Here is an 18170-nt window from a genome sequence, read left to right as displayed (position 1 = left end):
CGTTTTTGGCGTTTATTTTAGTTGTTTGCCGCATGATTGGCAGTATATGGCGTATTGGGGATTTTCTGTGCCGCATTGTGGGCAGTAAAGGTTTTGTCCCATTGGAACTCCTGTCACTGTTGTTGTGGGGGCTGCTGTTGTTTGGGGCGTAGGTGTGAGTTTTCGGAATCCCAGAGTTACAAAAATCCAGCTAATCCAAATTATTAGACCACCAACAAGAGCAATGGTTAGTACTGCGCCGATAATGTAGAGTAAACCTGCAGTTTTGAAGTTGTCAACGCCTGATTTTTCGGCGAGTTTGTTGAAGGTACGCATGTAAAGGTAACCTGAACTTATGGAGATTAACAGGTTTATTCCTATTGAAAAAATCGAGTAAAGCATCGTGTTTGGGTAAGTTGTTAATGCTGTGAAAGTTGTGTACGAGTAAATGGGATATAATAGTAATTGGAATATAACGGTACAGATTGCTCCTGCAATTCCAATGATTAAGGCGTATATTGGATACATGAACAGAGTTGGTTCATTGTAATGTTTGGATAACCGGTACATTGCTGATAGGAATAAAAAGGTTATTGCGCAGACACTGGCTAAGCTGATAATTAATGCAGTTAATAGGATTCCAACCATAGTCGTAATCGCAGTATCAGGGCTAAAAATTGATATAGTCAAACTTAAAGGCAAAATAACCACTAATAGAACCGCGAGGGCAATTACGGGAAAAATCACTGTTAACAAACTTGAAATGTACCCATACTTCTTTGCGGACTCAAATGACATGTAAACCCTCTTGCCCTTTATTGATTGGTTTTGCTGATAAGGTTTTCCCTGCCCAATAAAAAGACATTACCCGCATTTTTGAAGTAGAAATACTTAAAGCATTCAAAAACAGATTTTTAATTAGGCATTTGTGGTGTTTTTATGGAAAATTTTGAGCAGTACATGTTAAAATTTTTTCAGCACAAAACAGGCATTTTTAAGAGTTATTTAACCGCAGCATTAGACAATCAAGAACAGCACCTGAGCTACTTAAAAGACAGTTTAGGAACAACCAGTTCATCTATAGACATACGAAACTGTGAGATACTAACTGAAGCACTGCTTTTCCGTGAAGAAGTCAAACTTACAAGGGATGGACGTAATCGCTACAAACTTTTCTATTTAACCGATTTAGGCAGAGAAATGGCACTACAACTTAAAGAAGAAAGTTACACTGACGAACTGTCTGAAAGCCCAAAAATCTCTGAAAAATAAACTAAAAATAATAAAAGGGTTGGGAAGAAAAACTTCCCTTGTTTTTCCGTGCTTATATCAGCTGTAGCAGGTTCCAGAACAGCGGGATGAACACGATGCTAAGTGTGCTAAGGAGCTTAATGAGCACGTGTAGGCTTGGTCCTGCTGTGTCTTTGAGTGGGTCACCGACTGTGTCGCCGACGACTGCTGCTTGGTGAGCTGGACTGTTTTTGCCACCGAAGTTACCTGCTTCAATGTGTTTCTTAGCGTTGTCCCATGCGCCACCACCAGTGTTCATGAATAGAGCCAGTGGAACCGCTGAGAGTGTTGCGCCTATAACTAGTGCACCGATTGCTGCTGGACCCATCAGGATACCAACGATTAATGGAACTACCACGACGATTATTCCTGGGAGCACCATGCCTTTAAGCGCGGATTTTGTGCTGATGTCTACTGCTTTGCCATAGTCTGGTTTGCCTGTGCCTTCCATGATACCGGGTATTTCTTTGAATTGCCGTCTGACTTCTGCGACCATTTCGGCTGCTGCTTTGCCTACTGCACTGATGGCTTGGCTGCTGAAGAAGAAGGGTATCATTGCACCGATGAAACCTGCGACGAGCACTGCAGGATTTGAAATATCTATCGCCAATACAGGATTGGAAAGGTCTATTCCAGGGATTGCATTAGGTGACAATGTACCATTTTCAACCGCTGCTACGACTTCTTCAATATATGTTTGGAATAGCAGTTGTGCTGCAAGTAAGGCTGAACCCAACGCAAAGCCTTTGGTTAGGGCTTTAGTTGTGTTACCCACTGCGTCAAGGGCTTCCATGGTTTCTTCTGCGCCGCCTTCACCTGACATCTCTGCGATGCCTGCTGCGTTGTCGGCAATTGGTCCGAAGCCGTCAAGGGCTAAGACCATGCCCATAACTGCGAGCATACCCATTGTTGCAAGGGTTGTTCCGTAGATTCCACCTATGAAGGGATCGATGCCGATTTCCATACCGAATTGTGTTCCAAACCAGTATGAAGTTATCAACGCGATAACTAGTGAGACTACTGGTAGAGCAGTGGTTTCTAATCCGACTGCAAAGCCTGTGATGATGTTGGTTGCACTGCCTGTTTCGCTTGCGCGGGCAATCTTTACGACTGGCCCACGGTCGCGTCCTGTATAGTAGTCTGTGATGTAGTCAATTGCTACTGAAGCTGCTAGACCTGCAAGTAAACAGTAGAACAGGTTCATGTTACCCAACAAAAATACTGTTGCAATAAAGAACAGTATACCTGCAACAACAGTTGTAACCAACATACCTTTGCGTAGGGCTTTCATTGGCTGCTTTGCTTCTTTTTCGTTTAGTTTGACAAAGGGCATACCGACAAATGTCGCGAAGATACCCAAGGCGCGTGCAATCAGTGGGAAGAACAGGAAAATCAGGTTGCCTGTGGCGATGCTGATTAAGCCACCGATGATCATGCCACCGATGTTCTCGCCTGTTGCTGACTCAAAGAGGTCTGCGCCTCTGCCAGCGCTGTCACCCACGTTGTCACCGACGTTATCGGCGATTACTGCGGGGTTTCTTGGGTCATCTTCGGGGATGCCTGCTTCAACTTTGCCGACGAGGTCTGCGCCTACGTCAGCTGCTTTGGTGTAGAGTCCTCCGCCAAGCTGGGCGAACAGCGCGATTAGTGATGCTCCAAAACCCATGCCGACGATTCCGCTTGCTGCGGCTCTGCCAAGTTCAGCAGCTTCGGTAACATCAGCGATGCCGCCGAACATTGCGTCAAATCCGCCGTAGAGCAGAAACAGAAAACTTACACCTAAAAGTGATAAACCAACAACTGCCATACCCATAGTGGCGCCGCCGTAAAACGCTGTCTTTAATGCAGCTTCTGCGCCTTTTTCTTTGGCTGCCGCGACGGTTCGCACGTTGGCTTTGGTTGCGTTGTCCATGGCGATGTAGCCAGCCGCCAGTGACGCGACTGCTCCCACCAGAAACGCTGCCGCCGTGCCCACGCCAAACGGTCCTGTTGGCAGAGCTATCCACAGCAGCACAAACAGCACCGCCGTGATTATACCGATGGTTTTGTACTGCCTTTTCAGGAAAGCGTATGCGCCTTCTCTGATGGCGTTGCCGACTTCAACCGCTTTAGCTCCGCCTTGGCTCATTTTGCCGATTCGGTTCATGAGTATAAGCGAGGCTATTACGGCGATTATACCAGCTATTGGGGCTATCCAAAAAATGTAGGGAGAATCTATTGTTAATGCAGTTAGGGATTGTAAAGGTATTAACATGGTGAACAACCTCTCGCCTTACTCTTATAAAATTTTCGATTTTTATTGAAGAAATTTTTTTGTTTACACCATTTTTTCTCAAATAAGCCATGTTTTAGTCTACAGGTTTGGTTGCATTTAAAAGCCAGACAAACATACATCAAATACTAAGGGAAAAAGCGATGCCTCAAAGATTAATCGTAGTAAAAGTTGGAACTATCGGCATAACCAACAGCCAAGGAAACCTTGACTTAGAACAAATGCAAAACCTCGCCAGCCAAATCGTAGCCGCCACCAAACAAGGCGACAAAATCGTGTTGGTAACGTCAGGCGCCGTAGCTGCAGGCATCGCGGAACTGGGCATTCCCCCTAAACCCCAAGACGTCGCATTTCAGCAAGCAGCCGCCGCGACAGGGCAAAGCGTGCTTATGGCAAAATATCGTGATGTGTTCCGAGAGTACGGCGTTAAAGTTGCCCAGATACTGCTCACAGCTGAGGATTTGTCTAATCGTGCCTCGTACGTTCATACTTGTGATGTGCTGGGTTTACTGCTTAAAGTCGGCGTGGTTCCCATCATCAACGAAAACGACGTAACCAGCGTGGACGAACTCATGCGTACGGAAGGCTACAAGGTAAACTTTAGCGACAACGACCTCCTGTCCGTTTTGGTTGCTGGAGCTATCTGCGCCGACATCATAATTATTCTCTCAGACGTTGACGGCTTATACACCGCTGACCCTGCCAAGCCCGAAGCCAAACTCATCAAAACCGTCGAGACAATAACCACGGAACTCAAAGATTCCCTAAGCGGCAAAGGCAAAAGAGGCAGAGGCGGAATACAAAGCAAAATCAAAGCCGCTGAAATCGCCACCTCCTGCGGAATCCCCATGGTCATAGCCAACAGTCGACAAAAAAACGTGATTTTGGACATTTTAGCTGGAAAAGACGTGGGCACCAATTTCAAAGCTCAGGAGCGGTTGCCTGCAGTGAAACGCTGGATTGCTTACGGTGCAGCAGTGAAAGGCAAAATCAGGGTTAATGAAGGCGCGAAAACAGCGATTTTGGAGGGTTCCAGTTTGTTGCCTGTGGGTATTGTTGATGTTGTGGGCATTTTTGATGAGGGCGACGTGGTAAGCTTAGAAGATGAGAACGGCGTAGAGTTTGCTCGGGGTAACCCTAATTTCAACAGTAGCCAGCTTAATCAAATCAGGGGCTTGCAGGTGTCTGAGGTTCAAGCAAAACTGGGTAATAATAAACCTAAAGAAGCAATAGGTCATAAGAGTATACATTTAATCGAGGAAGAAGAATAATGATAGAGCAGATATGCATCAAAGCCAAAGCAGCCGCCACAGAAATGACCACGCTCAGCACTGAGCAGAAAAATGTGGCGCTGTGCAAAATGGCAAACGCAATAGAAGCCAACAGCCAGAAAATTTTGGATGCAAACAAGCTGGACGTAGAAGCCGCAAGAGCCAGAGGCGTTAAAGCGTCACTGCTTGACCGTTTAGCCTTGGACCAAAAGAAAATCCAGAACATGGCTAAAGAAATCCGTGAAGTTTCCACGATGGATGACCCAATCGGAAAGGTTCTGGAAACTTGGACAAGACCCAACGGATTAATCATCAGCCAAATCCGTGTTCCCATGGGCGTAATCGGCGTAATTTACGAGTCCCGACCCAACGTAACATCCGATTCCGCTTCAATCTGCATCAAATCAGGAAACGTTGTGATACTGCGTGGGGGCTCAGACGCGCTGAACTCTAATGTCGCCATCGGCGAAGTGCTACGTGAAGCGCTTTCGGATACTGCGGTGCCTATGGATGCGGTTCAGGTGGTTAATTCTGCGGACCACAAAGACGCAGAGGAACTAATGGGTATGCGCCAGTATGTTGATTTGCTTGTTCCCCGAGGCGGCGCTGATTTGATTCGTACAGTGATAGAAAAATCCAGAATACCCGTTATCGAAACAGGCACGGGTAACTGTCACATTTATGTTGAAGAAGACGCAGATTTAGCGATGGCAACCCCCATTGTCATTAACGCTAAAACGCAGCGTCCTGGCGTCTGCAATGCAGCTGAGAAACTTTTGGTTAACAGCAAAATCGCACAGGCTTATCTACCCATAGTTATTGCTGAATTGCAAAAGAAGGGTGTGGAAGTCCGCGGCGATGAGCAAACCCGAAAAATCGTGCCAACCGTAAAAGCTGCTACTGAGCAAGACTGGTACACAGAATACCTGGACTTAATCATCGGCGTAAAAGTTGTTGAAGACATTTCCGAAGCAATCGCCCACATAAACAAGTACAGCTCCAAACATTCCGAATCCATAATCACCAAAGACTTCACCAAAGCCACAAGATTCATGCGAGAAATCGACTCCGCAGCAGTATACTGGAACGCATCCACACGCTTCACCGACGGCAACCAGTTCGGATTGGGTGCGGAAATTGGCATCAGCACGCAGAAACTGCATGCCAGAGGACCGATGAGCATTCAACATCTAACCACAATCAAATATGTTATTGTGGGAACGGGGCAAATCCGCAACTAAACCCAACCCACCCTTTCTTATTTTTTGGAGTATTCACTCATTAGCCTTAAGTCAAGGAAAGAAACTGATAGAAAAATATAGGTATCTCAATTATGAGGATTTGTTGCTTTTTGATTCAACTTGTTTTGCGATAGAAACATAAGCAGGTTACCATAAAATAGGATAAGCATGGGCGAAAAAATTGTTACTGCAACAATGGCACTTGTTCTGGTAATGCTTTTACCATGTATAGCGGTTGCCCAAATAGAAAACTCCACTTGGAATATTGAAACTGTAGAGCACGAGTCGCATATCAGTTATTTCTATTCATCCTGTATTGCTTTGGATTCTAATAATAGCCCCCATATATGCTATAATAACCAGCGCAAATTGATGTATGCCTATCAAGTTGATTCAACATGGAACAGACAAATTGTAGACACCAATGTACTCTATCAAGCTACGATAGGAATTGTGATGGATTCCAGTGACAAACCACACATATGCTTTTTCACCTACAATTCTTCAACTTATCAAATAATGTACGGCAACTATAACGGTACAGAATGGAACATACAAACAGTTGACCAAACCGAATATGGTGCCTTTTCCTCGTTAGTTTTAGACACAAATAACAACCCCCACATAAGTTATAATTTCGAATTTGTAAATGATACAGGAATATTTAGTTCTGTTAAATATGCAAGCTGGAATGGAACAACATGGAACATTCAAATAGTAGCCCCTCACGGTTTTCAGTCAGCTCTTGCTTTGGATTCAGCCGAAAACCCACATATATGCTATAATGGAGAGGGAGAATTGAAATATGCTGTCTGGACTGGCTCAGCATGGAACATACAAACCATAGATAACGAAGGCGGTAGTAGTCCTTCTCTTGTTTTGGATGGTGCGTGGCATCCTCACGTAAGCTACAGCTTTGCGTACCCCACAGAGTCTGGACACAATATTATTCCTGATTTAAAATACGCCTACTGGAACGGCGCATCATGGAGTATTCAAACTTTAGTAAAAGCCTTCACAAGTTACTCAACTCATTCCTCAATTGCTTTAGACGCGCAGGGGGTTCCGCATATTGCCTATATTGATTCAACAAACAGGCTAAGATATACTATCTTAAACAACACATACTGGACATTTCAAACCGTAGATGCCTTTGTTGACCCCCAAGTTTCACCATCGCTAACCATAGACACTCAGGGTAACCCCCATTTAAGCTATGAAAACAAATACGCATACTACGGCACCCCACAACCAACACCCACACCAACCACAACAGAAAAAGGCTCCCCAATACCAGTGGAGATATTTTATGCTATTATAATAGTGGCTGCAATTTCAGTGATAACCTTGCTTCTGCTGAGAAAAAGGCATCAATAAAACACAAAAATTATAGACCCCCCTCACCCTAATGTCTGTTTGCTAAAGTTTTATGAGGCTGTGGTTACAGATGAGTTAAGGGTGTGTGTCTTTGGATAAAGTTGACATTATCCTATGCCAACTACTGATGTACAATTCGCGGCGCTCATATAGAGAACTCGCTGACAAACTTGACCTCTCCGTAACCGCCGTGCACAACCGCATTCAAGCCCTAATCGACCACGGAGTAATCCCAAGATTCAACGCTTCACCCAGTTTCCTAGCACAAAACGCCGTCCACGTCATCATTTTCGGCAACTCAAAAGCCAACATAATCAGGGCAGTAAAGCCCAAACTGGAAGCACATGGGTCAATTTACTGGTTAGCTGTGGGAGGCGGAAACGTTCTCTACATTGGCGCATATTTGAGAGATATTGCGGAGTTGGATGCGCTGGTGCGTTTTGTGAGAGAAAATGCGGAAATTTCTGAACCCACTGTTGGGTTAACAGTTTCGCCTCTGCCCGCAAATATCCAAATCGATAAGGTGCCAAAGCTTTGCGAGTTGGACTACAAAATCATCCGCTCCCTCAAAGACGACGCACGCAAGGCAACAAGCATCATAGCTGAAGAATTGGGGGTTTCAGCTAAAACGGTTAGGCGCAGACTTACACGGATGATAAACAATTACTTGGTTGAGTTATCGATAGACTGGTACCCTGACCACGACCATGACATAATAACGATTTTCCACGTTAAACTAAAAAAAGAAACCACACCCAACATGTCCCTTCAGATTCTACAAAAACACTACCCCAACACACTCTTCTACTGGGCATTTAGCAACATACCTGACGAATGCATTTTCATGGTTTGGACACCCACAACCAAAGAGCTAAAGCAACTTCGAGAAAGCTTCGAAACTGAACCGGCTGTTGAGTGCGTGGCGCCAAACATCATTTATACAGGCTACATTTTACCGTGCTGGCGCAAAAACGATTTTTAGGTGTCCTTTTTCTTAATCGAACAATGTCGAAAACGCCCTTTTTGCCTGTTGATAGTGCTCTTTTGTTTTGTTTGGGGTGAACATGAAACTAAATGTTTAATTGATAATGTCACGGTATGGAGGATTAATGTTGAGTGAATCAGCAATAGTAATTGAGAATTTAACCAAAAAATATGAAGATAAAACCGCCGTGGACAACCTCACCCTTCAAGTTGCGAAAGGGGAACTCTTCGGGCTTCTGGGGCCCAACGGCGCAGGCAAAACAACAACAATAAGCATCATCTGCGGCCTAATCAAACCATCCAGCGGCACAGCCAACATCATGGGCTACAACGTGCAAAAAGACACACAAAAAGTCAAAGAACTACTTGGCGTTTGCATTCAAGAAACCGCCATTTACCCATACCTAAATGCGTACGAAAACCTTGAGCTTTTCGGCAAACTCTACTGCATGAACAAGAAAACAATTCGTCAAAGAAGCAAAATGCTGCTGGAAAAAATGGGTTTATCGGAAGATGCGAAAAGGTTAACGGCTAAGTACAGTGGCGGCATGAAACGCAGGCTCAGCCTCGCATTAGCGCTTATCCATGACCCACAAATCGAGTTTCTGGATGAACCAACCGTAGCGTTAGACCCACAGTCAAGACATGCAGTTTGGGATTTTATTAAAGAACAAAAAGCCCAAGGCAAAACCATCATCCTAACCACGCATTACATGGAAGAAGCCGAAGAACTCTGCGACCGAGTCGGCATAATTGACCATGGCAAACTCATCGCGCTGGGCACACCCAAAGACCTCATCAAAGAAGCAGGAGTCAAAAACCTTGAAGAAGTCTTCATCCAGCTCACAGGACGCAACATGAGGGAGGAAATCTAATGAAACTGCAAAGAGTCACGGCATTAACCAAAAAGGAACTCAAAAAAACCATCCGTGAACCCGCAGCACTGTTTATGATTTTTTTGTTCCCAATTGTGTTTGTGCTTGCGTTTGGTTTGTCTTTTGGCGGCGTCGGCGGCGATGCAACAGTAACATATCAGGTGGGCATTGTCAACCTTGATGGTCAAGGCGCTCAGCCATTTACTGATGTCCTCTCAAACGTGACTATGCTAAACGTCAACCTTTATGACAGCAACCAAACCGTGCAGGATGATTTAAGTCAAGGAAAAATTCAAGCAGCAATAATCATACCCCAAACCTTTAGCGAAAGCATAACCACCTACCACACGTTCCCCGATGATTCCAGCCAATGGGTCAACTCAACCGTCGCATTATATCTTGACCAAGGCTCACTAGTTGCCACGCAAGCGATTCCGCCAATCATCCAACAGGTGCTCGGAGGACTCTTTAGCCAAAACCAGCAGACAAACCAGAGCCCCATTGAGCTGCAAAGTGCTTCATTGACCGTTAAGCAGGCATCCACGTTTGATTATTTTGCGCCGGGCATGTTCACGTTTGCATCCGTGTTCATGATTATGATTGTTGCCCAATCCTTCACCGGTGATAGGGAAAGCGGCATGATGAAACGCATCCGCATAACACCAACAACACCCACCGAATTCATCACCAGCCAGGTAGTTTCATACTTAGCAATAGCGTTTATTCAGGCAGCAATAATGTTTGGCATGATTTACGCTTTGGGCTTTAGACCAGAAGTAGGCATCCCAGTGTACACCTTCGCGTTCCTGATGGTGCTGGTATTTAGCGTATCCAACGTGGGCTTTGGCTTAATCACAGCAACAATTACAAAATCTTCAGGTGCAGCCACAGGCTTAAGCTTCCTGTTCTTGCTACCGCAAATGTTCCTTGGCACCTTCGTAGGAGCATCCCTATCAGGCGCAGCACAAGAAGCAGGTAAAGTGGTACCCAGCTACTACGTCACCGACGCCCTCACATCACTGTTCCTTCGGGGAGCCTCAATCACAAGTGCAACGGTGCTGTTGGACTTTGGGGTTGTTGTGGTTTCGTGCGTGGCAATCTTAGCAGTGGGCATAGTGCTGTACGGAAAATACTTCAAAGTCTAAACCATCACTTCTTTTCTTTTTAGTTAAGGTTTTAACGTCTGTTTACACATTTTTCTTTGTGATTTAATTGGTTGATGCCTGGCGTGAACCCTACCACGTAGTAATAGAGGTCGAAAACAAAGACTGCAAAATGGTCGGTAAACTGGCTTCTTTGGGCTACAAGCACCTCAAAGTTGTGGATGTACGCAGCTCCAGCAGTGGCAAAGTACGGCACCTAATGGATGTGGGCGAGGACCAAGCCAAAAAAGCCAGCCAACAATTCAAAAAAGGGCTTGAGAGCAAATCCTCTGTGTGGCTGCAAAGCGAGGGCTGCCAAGTCTGCAACACGATTTTGGGGCATGACGCGTTTTTGGTTTCAGGCAAAAGCATCCAAGGTAACCTCATCACGTACAATTTCATGGTACCCACCTTCGAGGCGTATCAAGGCATCATCAGCGACCTAAAAAATGCAGGATACAACGTGAACGTGCGCAAAGTTGGTAAGTTCAAAGCGCAAATTGAGGTTTTAACGGAAAATCAGGAACGGATTTTTTGGTTGGCGCTGAAGAGTGGCTTTTTTGATTATCCTCGGCAGATTGGCATGGTGGAGTTGGCGTCGAAGTTGGGGATTAGTGCAGCGACGTTGTCGGAGATTATGCGGCGGGGCACAAGACGATTGCTGGAGCATTATTTTAAGCAAGAACTGTAGCTTTTGTGGCTGTTGCTCTTTAACAGTATTTCAGTTATTTACTGCGCTTAAAGAGCCAGCTAGCCGCTAACGAAAATAGGGCAAAAAGTACACAACAAGGAAGCACCACGCCAAACGTAGAACATAAGTCCATCATAGTTATCACCTCAGAAAGGAAAAGGACAAGTCGTAATAAAAGCGTTAGTCAACACTAAAAATGAGTTTCTCCATAACATAATTATCCCTAACATATACGGGACAAATACTATCTGAGAAAACCACCTTACTATTTTTAGTGATATGCATGAGTCAAAATCAAATGTTCTGTTACCAATGCGAACAAACAGCCAAAGGACAAGGCTGCACCGTTGCAGGTGTCTGTGGTAAAAACGCGCAAGTCGCCAACCTCCAAGACCTACTCGTCTACAAGTTGCGAGAACTCAGCCAACTCGCCATCCAAGCCCAAAAGCAGGGCGTCACGGATGAGCAGATGAGCGTTTTCACTGCGGAGGCGCTTTTTGTTACTTTAACAAACGTGAACTTTGACCCCAAATCCATCGCAGAGTACATAAACCAAACAGAAAAATATATTCAAAAACTAAAAACCAAAAGTCAAGTCAACACTCCAACCCTAAAACTCCAAACCAGCATCGACGAATTAGCCGAACAAGGAAAACAGCATGGCATAAACGCTGACCCCACAATCAATGAGGATTTGCATTCGCTTCAGTGGTTGCTTACTTTTGGGCTAAAAGGTGTAGCCGCCTACATTTATCACGCGTACGTGCTGGGCAAAAAAGACCAAACCGTCTTTTACTTTATCTATCAGGGTCTCGCGGCACCAATGGATAAGAGTTTGGGCGTGAACGATTTTATCGGGTTAGTTTTCAAGTGCGGTGAAGTCAACCTGCGCGCAATGGAGCTTTTGGATACAGGCAATACAGAGACATATGGGCATCCTGTTCCCACTAAAGTGCCATTGGGACACAAAAAAGGAAAAGCCATCCTCGTATCGGGACATGACCTAATTGACTTAGAGGAGATCCTTAAACAAACCCAATGTACAGGAATCAACGTTTATACTCACGGCGAAATGCTACCCACTCACGGATACCCCAAACTCAAAGCCTACCCCAACTTCTACGGACACTACGGCACAGCATGGTTTAACCAGCAAAAAGAATTCGCTGCGTTCCCCGGTGCGATTCTCATGACCACCAACTGCATACAACGCCCAATGGACAGCTACAAAGACAACATTTTCACCAGTGGACCAGTAAGCTACCCAAACGTTCCCCACATCAACGGCAAAGACTTCAGCGCAGTCATCCAAAAAGCACAAGAACTGCCCGGATTCCACGAGGACATAGAGGGAAAGTCTGTGCTGGTGGGTTTTGGTCATAACGCGGCGCTTAGTGTAGCAGGAAAAATCATTGATTCAGTTAAGGCGGGGCATATTAAACGGTTCATACTAGTTGGTGGGTGCGACGGAGCAAAACCTGGACGTAGCTACTACTCTGAGCTGGTTGAGAAGGCACCTAAAAACACCATAATCCTTACGTTGGCATGTGGTAAATTCCGATTCTTTGATAATGAACTGGGAACAATCGATGAAATCCCCCGCTTACTGGATATTGGGCAATGTAACGATGCTTACTCAGCAGTTAAAATTGCTCAGGCACTGGCAGATGCGTTTGGGGTGGGCGTTAATGATTTGCCGCTCTCGTTGGTGTTGTCATGGTATGAACAAAAAGCTGTCGCGATTCTGCTGTCACTGCTACATTTGGGCATTAAAGATATCCGCTTAGGTCCAAGCCTACCCGCCTTCGTATCACCTGGCATCCTCAAAGTGCTGGTTGAGAAATTCAACATCATGCCCATCAAAACAGCTGACGAAGACCTTAAAGAAATAATGAAGTAACCGCCAAGGCGACTTCTCTTTATTTTTTGTTTTCTTTGCCAAACGTGGCTGGGTCAATGGGGACGCGTTTGCCGTCTTTTATCATGAAGAATTGAAAGTCGTAGTCGGCGCAGTAGTTTTTGAAGTCCCGATAGTTTTTCTCGTTACCCTCAAACATTTCTTTGGTTGCGATTTGGCAAATCCGCTTTAGGCAGCCTTTCTTGCTGGCTTCAACATCAGGAATCATAGGACCAAGTTTTTCGGGTTTTTCCCAGCCGGGCAAGTTGGCTTTTACGTCCCAGTTGTCGCTTTTAAGAGCCTTGGCAACTTCAAGGGTACATTCATCGTGGCAATCGGGGCAGTTAGATGGATTCTTTTTCTTAGTCGTATTTGACAAAATCATCACACCTACAAAAAAAGAGGCGATATTTTGTAATTAAGTTATCGCTTTTGTATGGTTTAGGGCGGATTTATTTTTTTGAGCAACCAAGCCATATTTTTGCCAAGATTTGTCATGGTTCGCATCCCTTCTTCATCATTTTCCACTTCACCCACTGCTCTGCCTACGCCAATGTTCCAGTAATTTGAGCCGGGAACAACCATTCCACTGATTAAGAAGAAGTGATTGATGGCATCAAAAGTTGGCATAGCCCCTGCCCTGCGAACTGCGACAACTGCCGCGCCGACTTTACGTTTGAACATTCCCCCGTTTGACATTGCAACGTAGCCTGCACGGTCAATAAGCGCCTTTAATTCTGGGGTCATCATGGAAAAGTACGTGGGTGAACCCAGAAGGATTCCGTCTGCTTCAATCATTTTTTGGATGTAACTGTTAACGTCATCGGTTGTGATTGAACATTGCTTGTTCTTGAGGGTACGGCAGGTTCCACACGCGGTGCATCCATGGAGAGTTTGTCCGCCGATTTGGATGAGTTCGGTTTGGATGCCTTCTTCTTGGAGGGCTTTGAGTGATTGCTGGATTAGGCGGTTTGTGTTGCCGTCTTTTCTTGGACTTGAGTTAAAAGCGATAACCTTCAATTTACTTCACCTTGAAAATTTAGGGCGGGGTTATGCTTATCTTTTTCTTTTCCAAAAAACAACCAACCCCACAGCCACAAGCACTATCACCGCTAAAACCGCCGCCACCAAAGTAACCGGAAACGGTGCCTCTTCAATAGGCAACTCCACAGCGGGCAACATTAAGGGGTAGCGGTCTTGGTTTTTCTCATCAATAATGTAGGGTGTGTCGCCTATGCCATCGCCGTTGGCATCAACTCCGGTGTAGTCGCTCCAGTAATTGCCCACTTGTCCATCATCCCAAACGTGAATGGGTTCGGACTCGTTGTAAGAGTCGCAGATGCAGGCGGCGAACTGTAGGCGATTGTGGTCAAAAGTGTTTTGGGACAGCGTAAAGTTGGGCGGTATCTCACCGGGGCTATTTATACCCAGAAACAAGCCTGCTTCATCGCTTTTTGAGATATAATTGCGGGTTAAATTATTAAAGTCGCCAGAAAGCAAAATTGCAATTTGGTTTTCTGAAAAACAATTCTCAGTTACAAGATTGTTTGTAGTCCAAATGTACATGCCTACACTGAAATTTTCAACTACCAAATTCTTGATAGTAACGTCTTTCACGGCATAGCCACCTAAATCCACGCCGATACTGAATTGGGCAAGTTGTCCTTCAGGTAACTGGTCAGGTCCCTCACCTACAACCCACGTGGGCGTTCCATTGTAGGGTCCACGAAGCGTGTAGCCTGCTCCGTCAAAGGTGATGCCGCCTTTCATGATTCGGATTTGGCTGTTTAGGTCACCTGTTAAAGTGTATGTGTCACCATTGCGTTGGATGGGCACATCTGAGGGTGATACTGTGCCGTCTGCGTTGATGGTAATGGTTGTAGTGTTAGTTGGAGCCACTGCTGATGCGGGTGAGGTAATAATAAGGGAGGAGGCTATCAAAGCAATCAAGACAACTATGTGGGTAAGAGTTTTTTTCTTCATGATTTCACCTTTGATTTTCCAGAACTGTTTAGCCAGTTGCGGGATTTAAGAACCGTTTTCCCCGCGAACTTGAATTTGAGGCATTCATCCTGCGGGCACATCTCCACACAACGCAAGCACCCGATACACTGGGACGTCATAATATCGCCCTCTTTTGCCTCGTAAACCTCTTTAACTTGTGTGGGGCAGACGCGTTTGCAGATGCCGCAACTGTTGCATTTTTCTTTGGTTTTTTCTATTCGGACACCTGAAATCCATTTGAAAGGCGGAAAACGGTTAAACAACGCGATTAATGCACCGAGCGGGCAGATTTGGCACCATGACCGCCTGAAAAAGAATGCCGCAACCGTAACGATTACCAGAATTGTCAGATTAATTGAGGTTAGGTAGTAGCCCAGATGGAGGAAGTCTCCTGTTGTGCTCATGGTAGCCCAGTTAGGTCGCATCAAACCAACCGCTACATCGCCCATGATGCAGAGGGGTTTCATGGGGCAAACTTGGCAGAAAGGCGCTGAGAAATACGTCCACACGAACCCAGTTTTTTCGGTTCCATCCACCAGTTGCACGCCTGCGATGGCTTGAGAACCAAAAATAATGCAGATTATAATGATTAAGGCAAGTATAACATATCCTAACTGGTGGAAGTGCTTGTTGAATTTGTCGGAGAACTGCCGATGTTTCACCTTGAGGACTTTTCTTAATCGCGTCATTAAATCCATGTATAATCCAAACGGGCAGACCCAGCCACACCAGAACCTACCCAGCAGCACCGCGGCAAGAATTATTATACCAAAAACCACGCCTAAACGAATCAGCCCAGGGGTGTTGTAGCTTACGCCCCAGCCAGCACCAGCATCAAAGAAGGGGTAAATGTATGTTTGAAGTTCCCATAAAGCGCAGGTGCCGACTCTTCCGCAGGGGTAATAGCAGCCAAAAAACGGCAGCGGCAATCCATCTGGCATGCCTACGCCTAGCACGTTTTCGCCGAGCAGGTTTTCATGAACAGAGATTTCGCCATCGGGCAAAGATAGGTACTGATGGTCAATGAACATGCCAAAGAAAATAAGAAAAACAATGCCAATTTGGAAAAATAGCCTAAATGAGCTGATGTTGATGGATTTCTTTTTTCGACCATACAAGAAAACCGCAGTACCTACACCTAAGGAGATAGCGGTTAAGGACAATAGGGATATGTTGGCAGTGTATTTTAGGGGAATGTGGGCTGGTGGCTCAGTAGGATTAGGATTGTCGGGGTCGATTACGGTGACAAATAGGCGGTCGTTAATCACGCCGTTTATGGGGAAAACGTTCCAGAACCCAGCCATGTCAAGTTCTGTTGTCGCTGTAAAGTTTCCAGTTTCAGGGTCAGTTAAAACATATACGCTGATGTAGCTTAGGTCGGGTCTTGTGAAGGAGACGCGTATGGTTTTGTTTTCTTCGGGAGGGCAAATTTTACCTGTTACTGTCACGTTTTCATAGAGCAGGATTTCGGTTTTGTCTATGCTGGAGATTATTGAGGGTCCATAGCAGGAGTTAGTTATAGCAATAGTGGGGCTTAGAATACAAATTGCAATAGCTGCTACAATAATTAACTGGACAAGGGGTGTTTTCCTAAAGCCCATGTCCCATGCTACAACGTTAGTCTTCTTAAGTTTTTGCTGAATAAGCACAAAACAAGGTGGATTTAGTTTAAATGATACGCTTCTTCTCCATGCTGGCTAAGGTCTAAACCTTCATCTTCTTCCTGTGCACTAACACGTAGGGGTGAAAACTTGTCAACCAACTTCAACAGCAAATAGGAACCCACAAACGCAAATATTGCAACAACCACAAGCGCCAAAACCTGCACACCCAACTGGTAAGCATTACCAGAGAACAAACCCGTCACAGCAGGATTAACCATGGCTGTAGCAAACAACCCCACTGCTACCGCACCGATTACGCCTCCGATTCCGTGGCAAGCAAACACATCCAAGGTGTCATCAATTCGACTTCTACCAGCACGCCAATTAGCAATTAAATTAGAGACAACTCCTGCAGCTAAACCAATTATGACTGCAGCTGTGAAGTCTATGTAACCCGCCGCAGCCGTGACCGCTGCCATACCGCAAACTGCCCCAACTGAAATGCCAATCGCGGATGGTTTGCCCTTGGTTAACCATTCCAGAATCATCCAACTCACCGCAGCAGCTGCCGCCGCCAAGTTCGTGCATACAACCGCTGAAACCGCGATACTATCCGCCGCTAAGGCGCTTCCACCATTAAATCCGAACCACCCAAACCAAAGTAACCCTGCGCCTAAAATGACGTAGGGAATGTTTGTGGGTTTAAATTCGGTACCCAGATTGGCTGTTGACGCCTGGTGGGTTTGGCGGTCTAAGGCTTTGAGCTGGTCTTTCCAGTAAACACAACCGTTTCGTCTACCTACAACTAATGCAGCAGCCAACGCAGACAATCCCGCAGTAACATGCACAACGATACCGCCTGCAAAATCCATTGCACCAAGCATGTGTAACCAGCCATTCGTGTTCCACACCCAATGGGCTACGGGAGAGTAAATGAAGGTTGACCACAAAACCACAAAGACCAGCAAGGATTTGAAGCGGATGCGTTCAGCGCATGCTCCGATGATAAGGGCGGGTGTGATGGCGGCAAATTTAAGTTGGAATGCAAAGAAGAGAACTTCTGGAATTGCAGGTGCATAGGTTAAGTTTACTTTGTTTATGGTTATGCCGTTTAACCCAAATAGTGAAAGGTCGCCGGTTATGCCGTGGATGCTGGGTCCGAAAACCATGCTGTAGCCCCAGAAGAACCATACGAGGCTGACGACGGCGAAGATGGCTATGCATTGGACAAGAGTTGAGACGAGGTTTTTTCGTCGGACTAAACCGCCGTAGAAAAATGCGAGTGCTGGTGTCATGAGCATTACGAGGGCTGTTGAGGTTAGTATCCATGCGATATCTGCGGGGTTTGCTGCCATAAGGTTCACTTGTCTGTTTTTCTGCTCAGTTAGGATTTGTAATATTTAAACTATACATTCGCATCTATAATAAACACAATTTTAAATAATCATCCAATAAATCAACCTATTCAGCAATATTTGTGCAGTAAAAAAAGTGTAAAAAGAGAGAAAACAAATAATTGTCCAAAAAATCAACATATAAAAAT

General features: G+C 45.4%; 16 protein-coding genes. 9 read left to right on the top strand and 7 right to left on the bottom strand.

What is annotated here, in order from left to right; genetic code table 11:
- Positions 1 to 12: 12 nt before the first annotated feature.
- On the bottom strand, positions 13 to 777 hold the full coding sequence (locus NWF01_07575; GenBank protein ID MCW4024877.1) for a DUF996 domain-containing protein: 765 nt from the start codon (positions 775 to 777) through the stop codon (positions 13 to 15).
- Positions 778 to 918: 141 nt separating this feature from the next.
- Between NWF01_07575 and NWF01_07570 the strand changes: the two genes are divergently transcribed.
- Positions 919 to 1251 (top strand): hypothetical protein, encoded by a 333-nt coding sequence (locus tag NWF01_07570; GenBank protein ID MCW4024876.1) that lies wholly within the window; start codon positions 919 to 921, stop codon positions 1249 to 1251.
- Positions 1252 to 1303: 52 nt separating this feature from the next.
- Here the strand turns inward: NWF01_07570 and NWF01_07565 are convergent, their stop codons facing one another.
- Positions 1304 to 3523, bottom strand: a complete 2220-nt coding sequence (locus NWF01_07565; protein MCW4024875.1) for a sodium-translocating pyrophosphatase — start codon at positions 3521 to 3523, stop codon at positions 1304 to 1306.
- A 161-nt stretch (positions 3524 to 3684) separates the two neighbouring features.
- Between NWF01_07565 and proB the strand changes: the two genes are divergently transcribed.
- From proB to hcp, 8 genes are all read left to right on the top strand, one after another.
- On the top strand, positions 3685 to 4812 hold the full coding sequence (proB, locus tag NWF01_07560) for a glutamate 5-kinase (protein ID MCW4024874.1): 1128 nt from the start codon (positions 3685 to 3687) through the stop codon (positions 4810 to 4812).
- Positions 4812 to 6053, top strand: a complete 1242-nt coding sequence (locus NWF01_07555) for a glutamate-5-semialdehyde dehydrogenase (protein MCW4024873.1) — start codon at positions 4812 to 4814, stop codon at positions 6051 to 6053. The genes proB and NWF01_07555 overlap by 1 nt, the downstream gene beginning before the upstream one ends.
- A gap of 168 nt (positions 6054 to 6221) precedes the next feature.
- Positions 6222 to 7430, top strand: a complete 1209-nt coding sequence (locus NWF01_07550) for a hypothetical protein (protein MCW4024872.1) — start codon at positions 6222 to 6224, stop codon at positions 7428 to 7430.
- Between the two features lie 91 nt (positions 7431 to 7521).
- A complete protein-coding gene (locus NWF01_07545; GenBank protein ID MCW4024871.1) occupies positions 7522 to 8412 on the top strand; it encodes an AsnC family transcriptional regulator in 891 nt (296 codons plus the stop codon).
- 130 nt (positions 8413 to 8542) lie between these two features.
- Entirely contained in the window at positions 8543 to 9289 is a 747-nt protein-coding gene (locus tag NWF01_07540) for an ABC transporter ATP-binding protein (protein ID MCW4024870.1), read from the top strand.
- Positions 9289 to 10434 (top strand): ABC transporter permease, encoded by a 1146-nt coding sequence (locus NWF01_07535; protein ID MCW4024869.1) that lies wholly within the window; start codon positions 9289 to 9291, stop codon positions 10432 to 10434. The genes NWF01_07540 and NWF01_07535 overlap by 1 nt, the downstream gene beginning before the upstream one ends.
- Before the next feature lie 67 nt (positions 10435 to 10501).
- The gene (locus tag NWF01_07530) at positions 10502 to 11122 is read left to right on the top strand and encodes a helix-turn-helix domain-containing protein (protein MCW4024868.1); all 621 of its coding nucleotides are present in this window, start codon (positions 10502 to 10504) and stop codon (positions 11120 to 11122) included.
- 298 nt (positions 11123 to 11420) lie between these two features.
- A complete protein-coding gene (gene hcp / locus NWF01_07525) occupies positions 11421 to 13022 on the top strand; it encodes a hydroxylamine reductase (protein ID MCW4024867.1) in 1602 nt (533 codons plus the stop codon).
- A gap of 19 nt (positions 13023 to 13041) precedes the next feature.
- Here hcp and NWF01_07520 read toward each other — a convergent pair whose 3' ends face one another.
- From NWF01_07520 to NWF01_07500, 5 genes are all read right to left on the bottom strand, one after another.
- The gene (locus tag NWF01_07520) at positions 13042 to 13398 is read right to left on the bottom strand and encodes a hypothetical protein (protein MCW4024866.1); all 357 of its coding nucleotides are present in this window, start codon (positions 13396 to 13398) and stop codon (positions 13042 to 13044) included.
- 62 nt (positions 13399 to 13460) lie between these two features.
- Positions 13461 to 14039, bottom strand: a complete 579-nt coding sequence (locus NWF01_07515) for a flavodoxin family protein (GenBank protein ID MCW4024865.1) — start codon at positions 14037 to 14039, stop codon at positions 13461 to 13463.
- 36 nt (positions 14040 to 14075) lie between these two features.
- Entirely contained in the window at positions 14076 to 15002 is a 927-nt protein-coding gene (locus tag NWF01_07510; GenBank protein ID MCW4024864.1) for a right-handed parallel beta-helix repeat-containing protein, read from the bottom strand.
- A complete protein-coding gene (locus NWF01_07505; GenBank protein ID MCW4024863.1) occupies positions 14999 to 16624 on the bottom strand; it encodes a 4Fe-4S binding protein in 1626 nt (541 codons plus the stop codon). Before NWF01_07505 ends, NWF01_07510 begins: the two co-directional genes overlap by 4 nt.
- Before the next feature lie 62 nt (positions 16625 to 16686).
- On the bottom strand, positions 16687 to 17982 hold the full coding sequence (locus NWF01_07500) for an ammonium transporter (GenBank protein MCW4024862.1): 1296 nt from the start codon (positions 17980 to 17982) through the stop codon (positions 16687 to 16689).
- Between the last annotated feature and the right edge of the window lie 188 nt (positions 17983 to 18170).

This window comes from Candidatus Bathyarchaeota archaeon (assembly GCA_026014585.1).
Classification (GTDB): domain Archaea; phylum Thermoproteota; class Bathyarchaeia; order Bathyarchaeales; family Bathycorpusculaceae; genus Bathycorpusculum.
This window is presented reverse-complemented; position numbering and strand designations above follow the sequence as displayed.

What these genes read in the sequence shown, in the direction of transcription:
- NWF01_07510 (MCW4024864.1), bottom strand. Translation starts at nt 15,002, where the DNA reads ATGAAGAAAAAAACTCTTACCCACATAGTTGTCTTGATTGCTTTGATA.
- NWF01_07565 (MCW4024875.1), bottom strand. Translation starts at nt 3,523, where the DNA reads ATGTTAATACCTTTACAATCCCTAACTGCATTAACAATAGATTCTCCC.
- NWF01_07535 (MCW4024869.1), top strand. Translation starts at nt 9,289, where the DNA reads ATGAAACTGCAAAGAGTCACGGCATTAACCAAAAAGGAACTCAAAAAA.
- hcp (MCW4024867.1), top strand. Translation starts at nt 11,421, where the DNA reads ATGTTCTGTTACCAATGCGAACAAACAGCCAAAGGACAAGGCTGCACC.
- NWF01_07505 (MCW4024863.1), bottom strand. Translation starts at nt 16,624, where the DNA reads ATGGGCTTTAGGAAAACACCCCTTGTCCAGTTAATTATTGTAGCAGCT.
- NWF01_07500 (MCW4024862.1), bottom strand. Translation starts at nt 17,982, where the DNA reads ATGGCAGCAAACCCCGCAGATATCGCATGGATACTAACCTCAACAGCC.
- NWF01_07555 (MCW4024873.1), top strand. Translation starts at nt 4,812, where the DNA reads ATGATAGAGCAGATATGCATCAAAGCCAAAGCAGCCGCCACAGAAATG.
- NWF01_07550 (MCW4024872.1), top strand. Translation starts at nt 6,222, where the DNA reads ATGGGCGAAAAAATTGTTACTGCAACAATGGCACTTGTTCTGGTAATG.
- NWF01_07570 (MCW4024876.1), top strand. Translation starts at nt 919, where the DNA reads ATGGAAAATTTTGAGCAGTACATGTTAAAATTTTTTCAGCACAAAACA.
- NWF01_07575 (MCW4024877.1), bottom strand. Translation starts at nt 777, where the DNA reads ATGTCATTTGAGTCCGCAAAGAAGTATGGGTACATTTCAAGTTTGTTA.
- proB (MCW4024874.1), top strand. Translation starts at nt 3,685, where the DNA reads ATGCCTCAAAGATTAATCGTAGTAAAAGTTGGAACTATCGGCATAACC.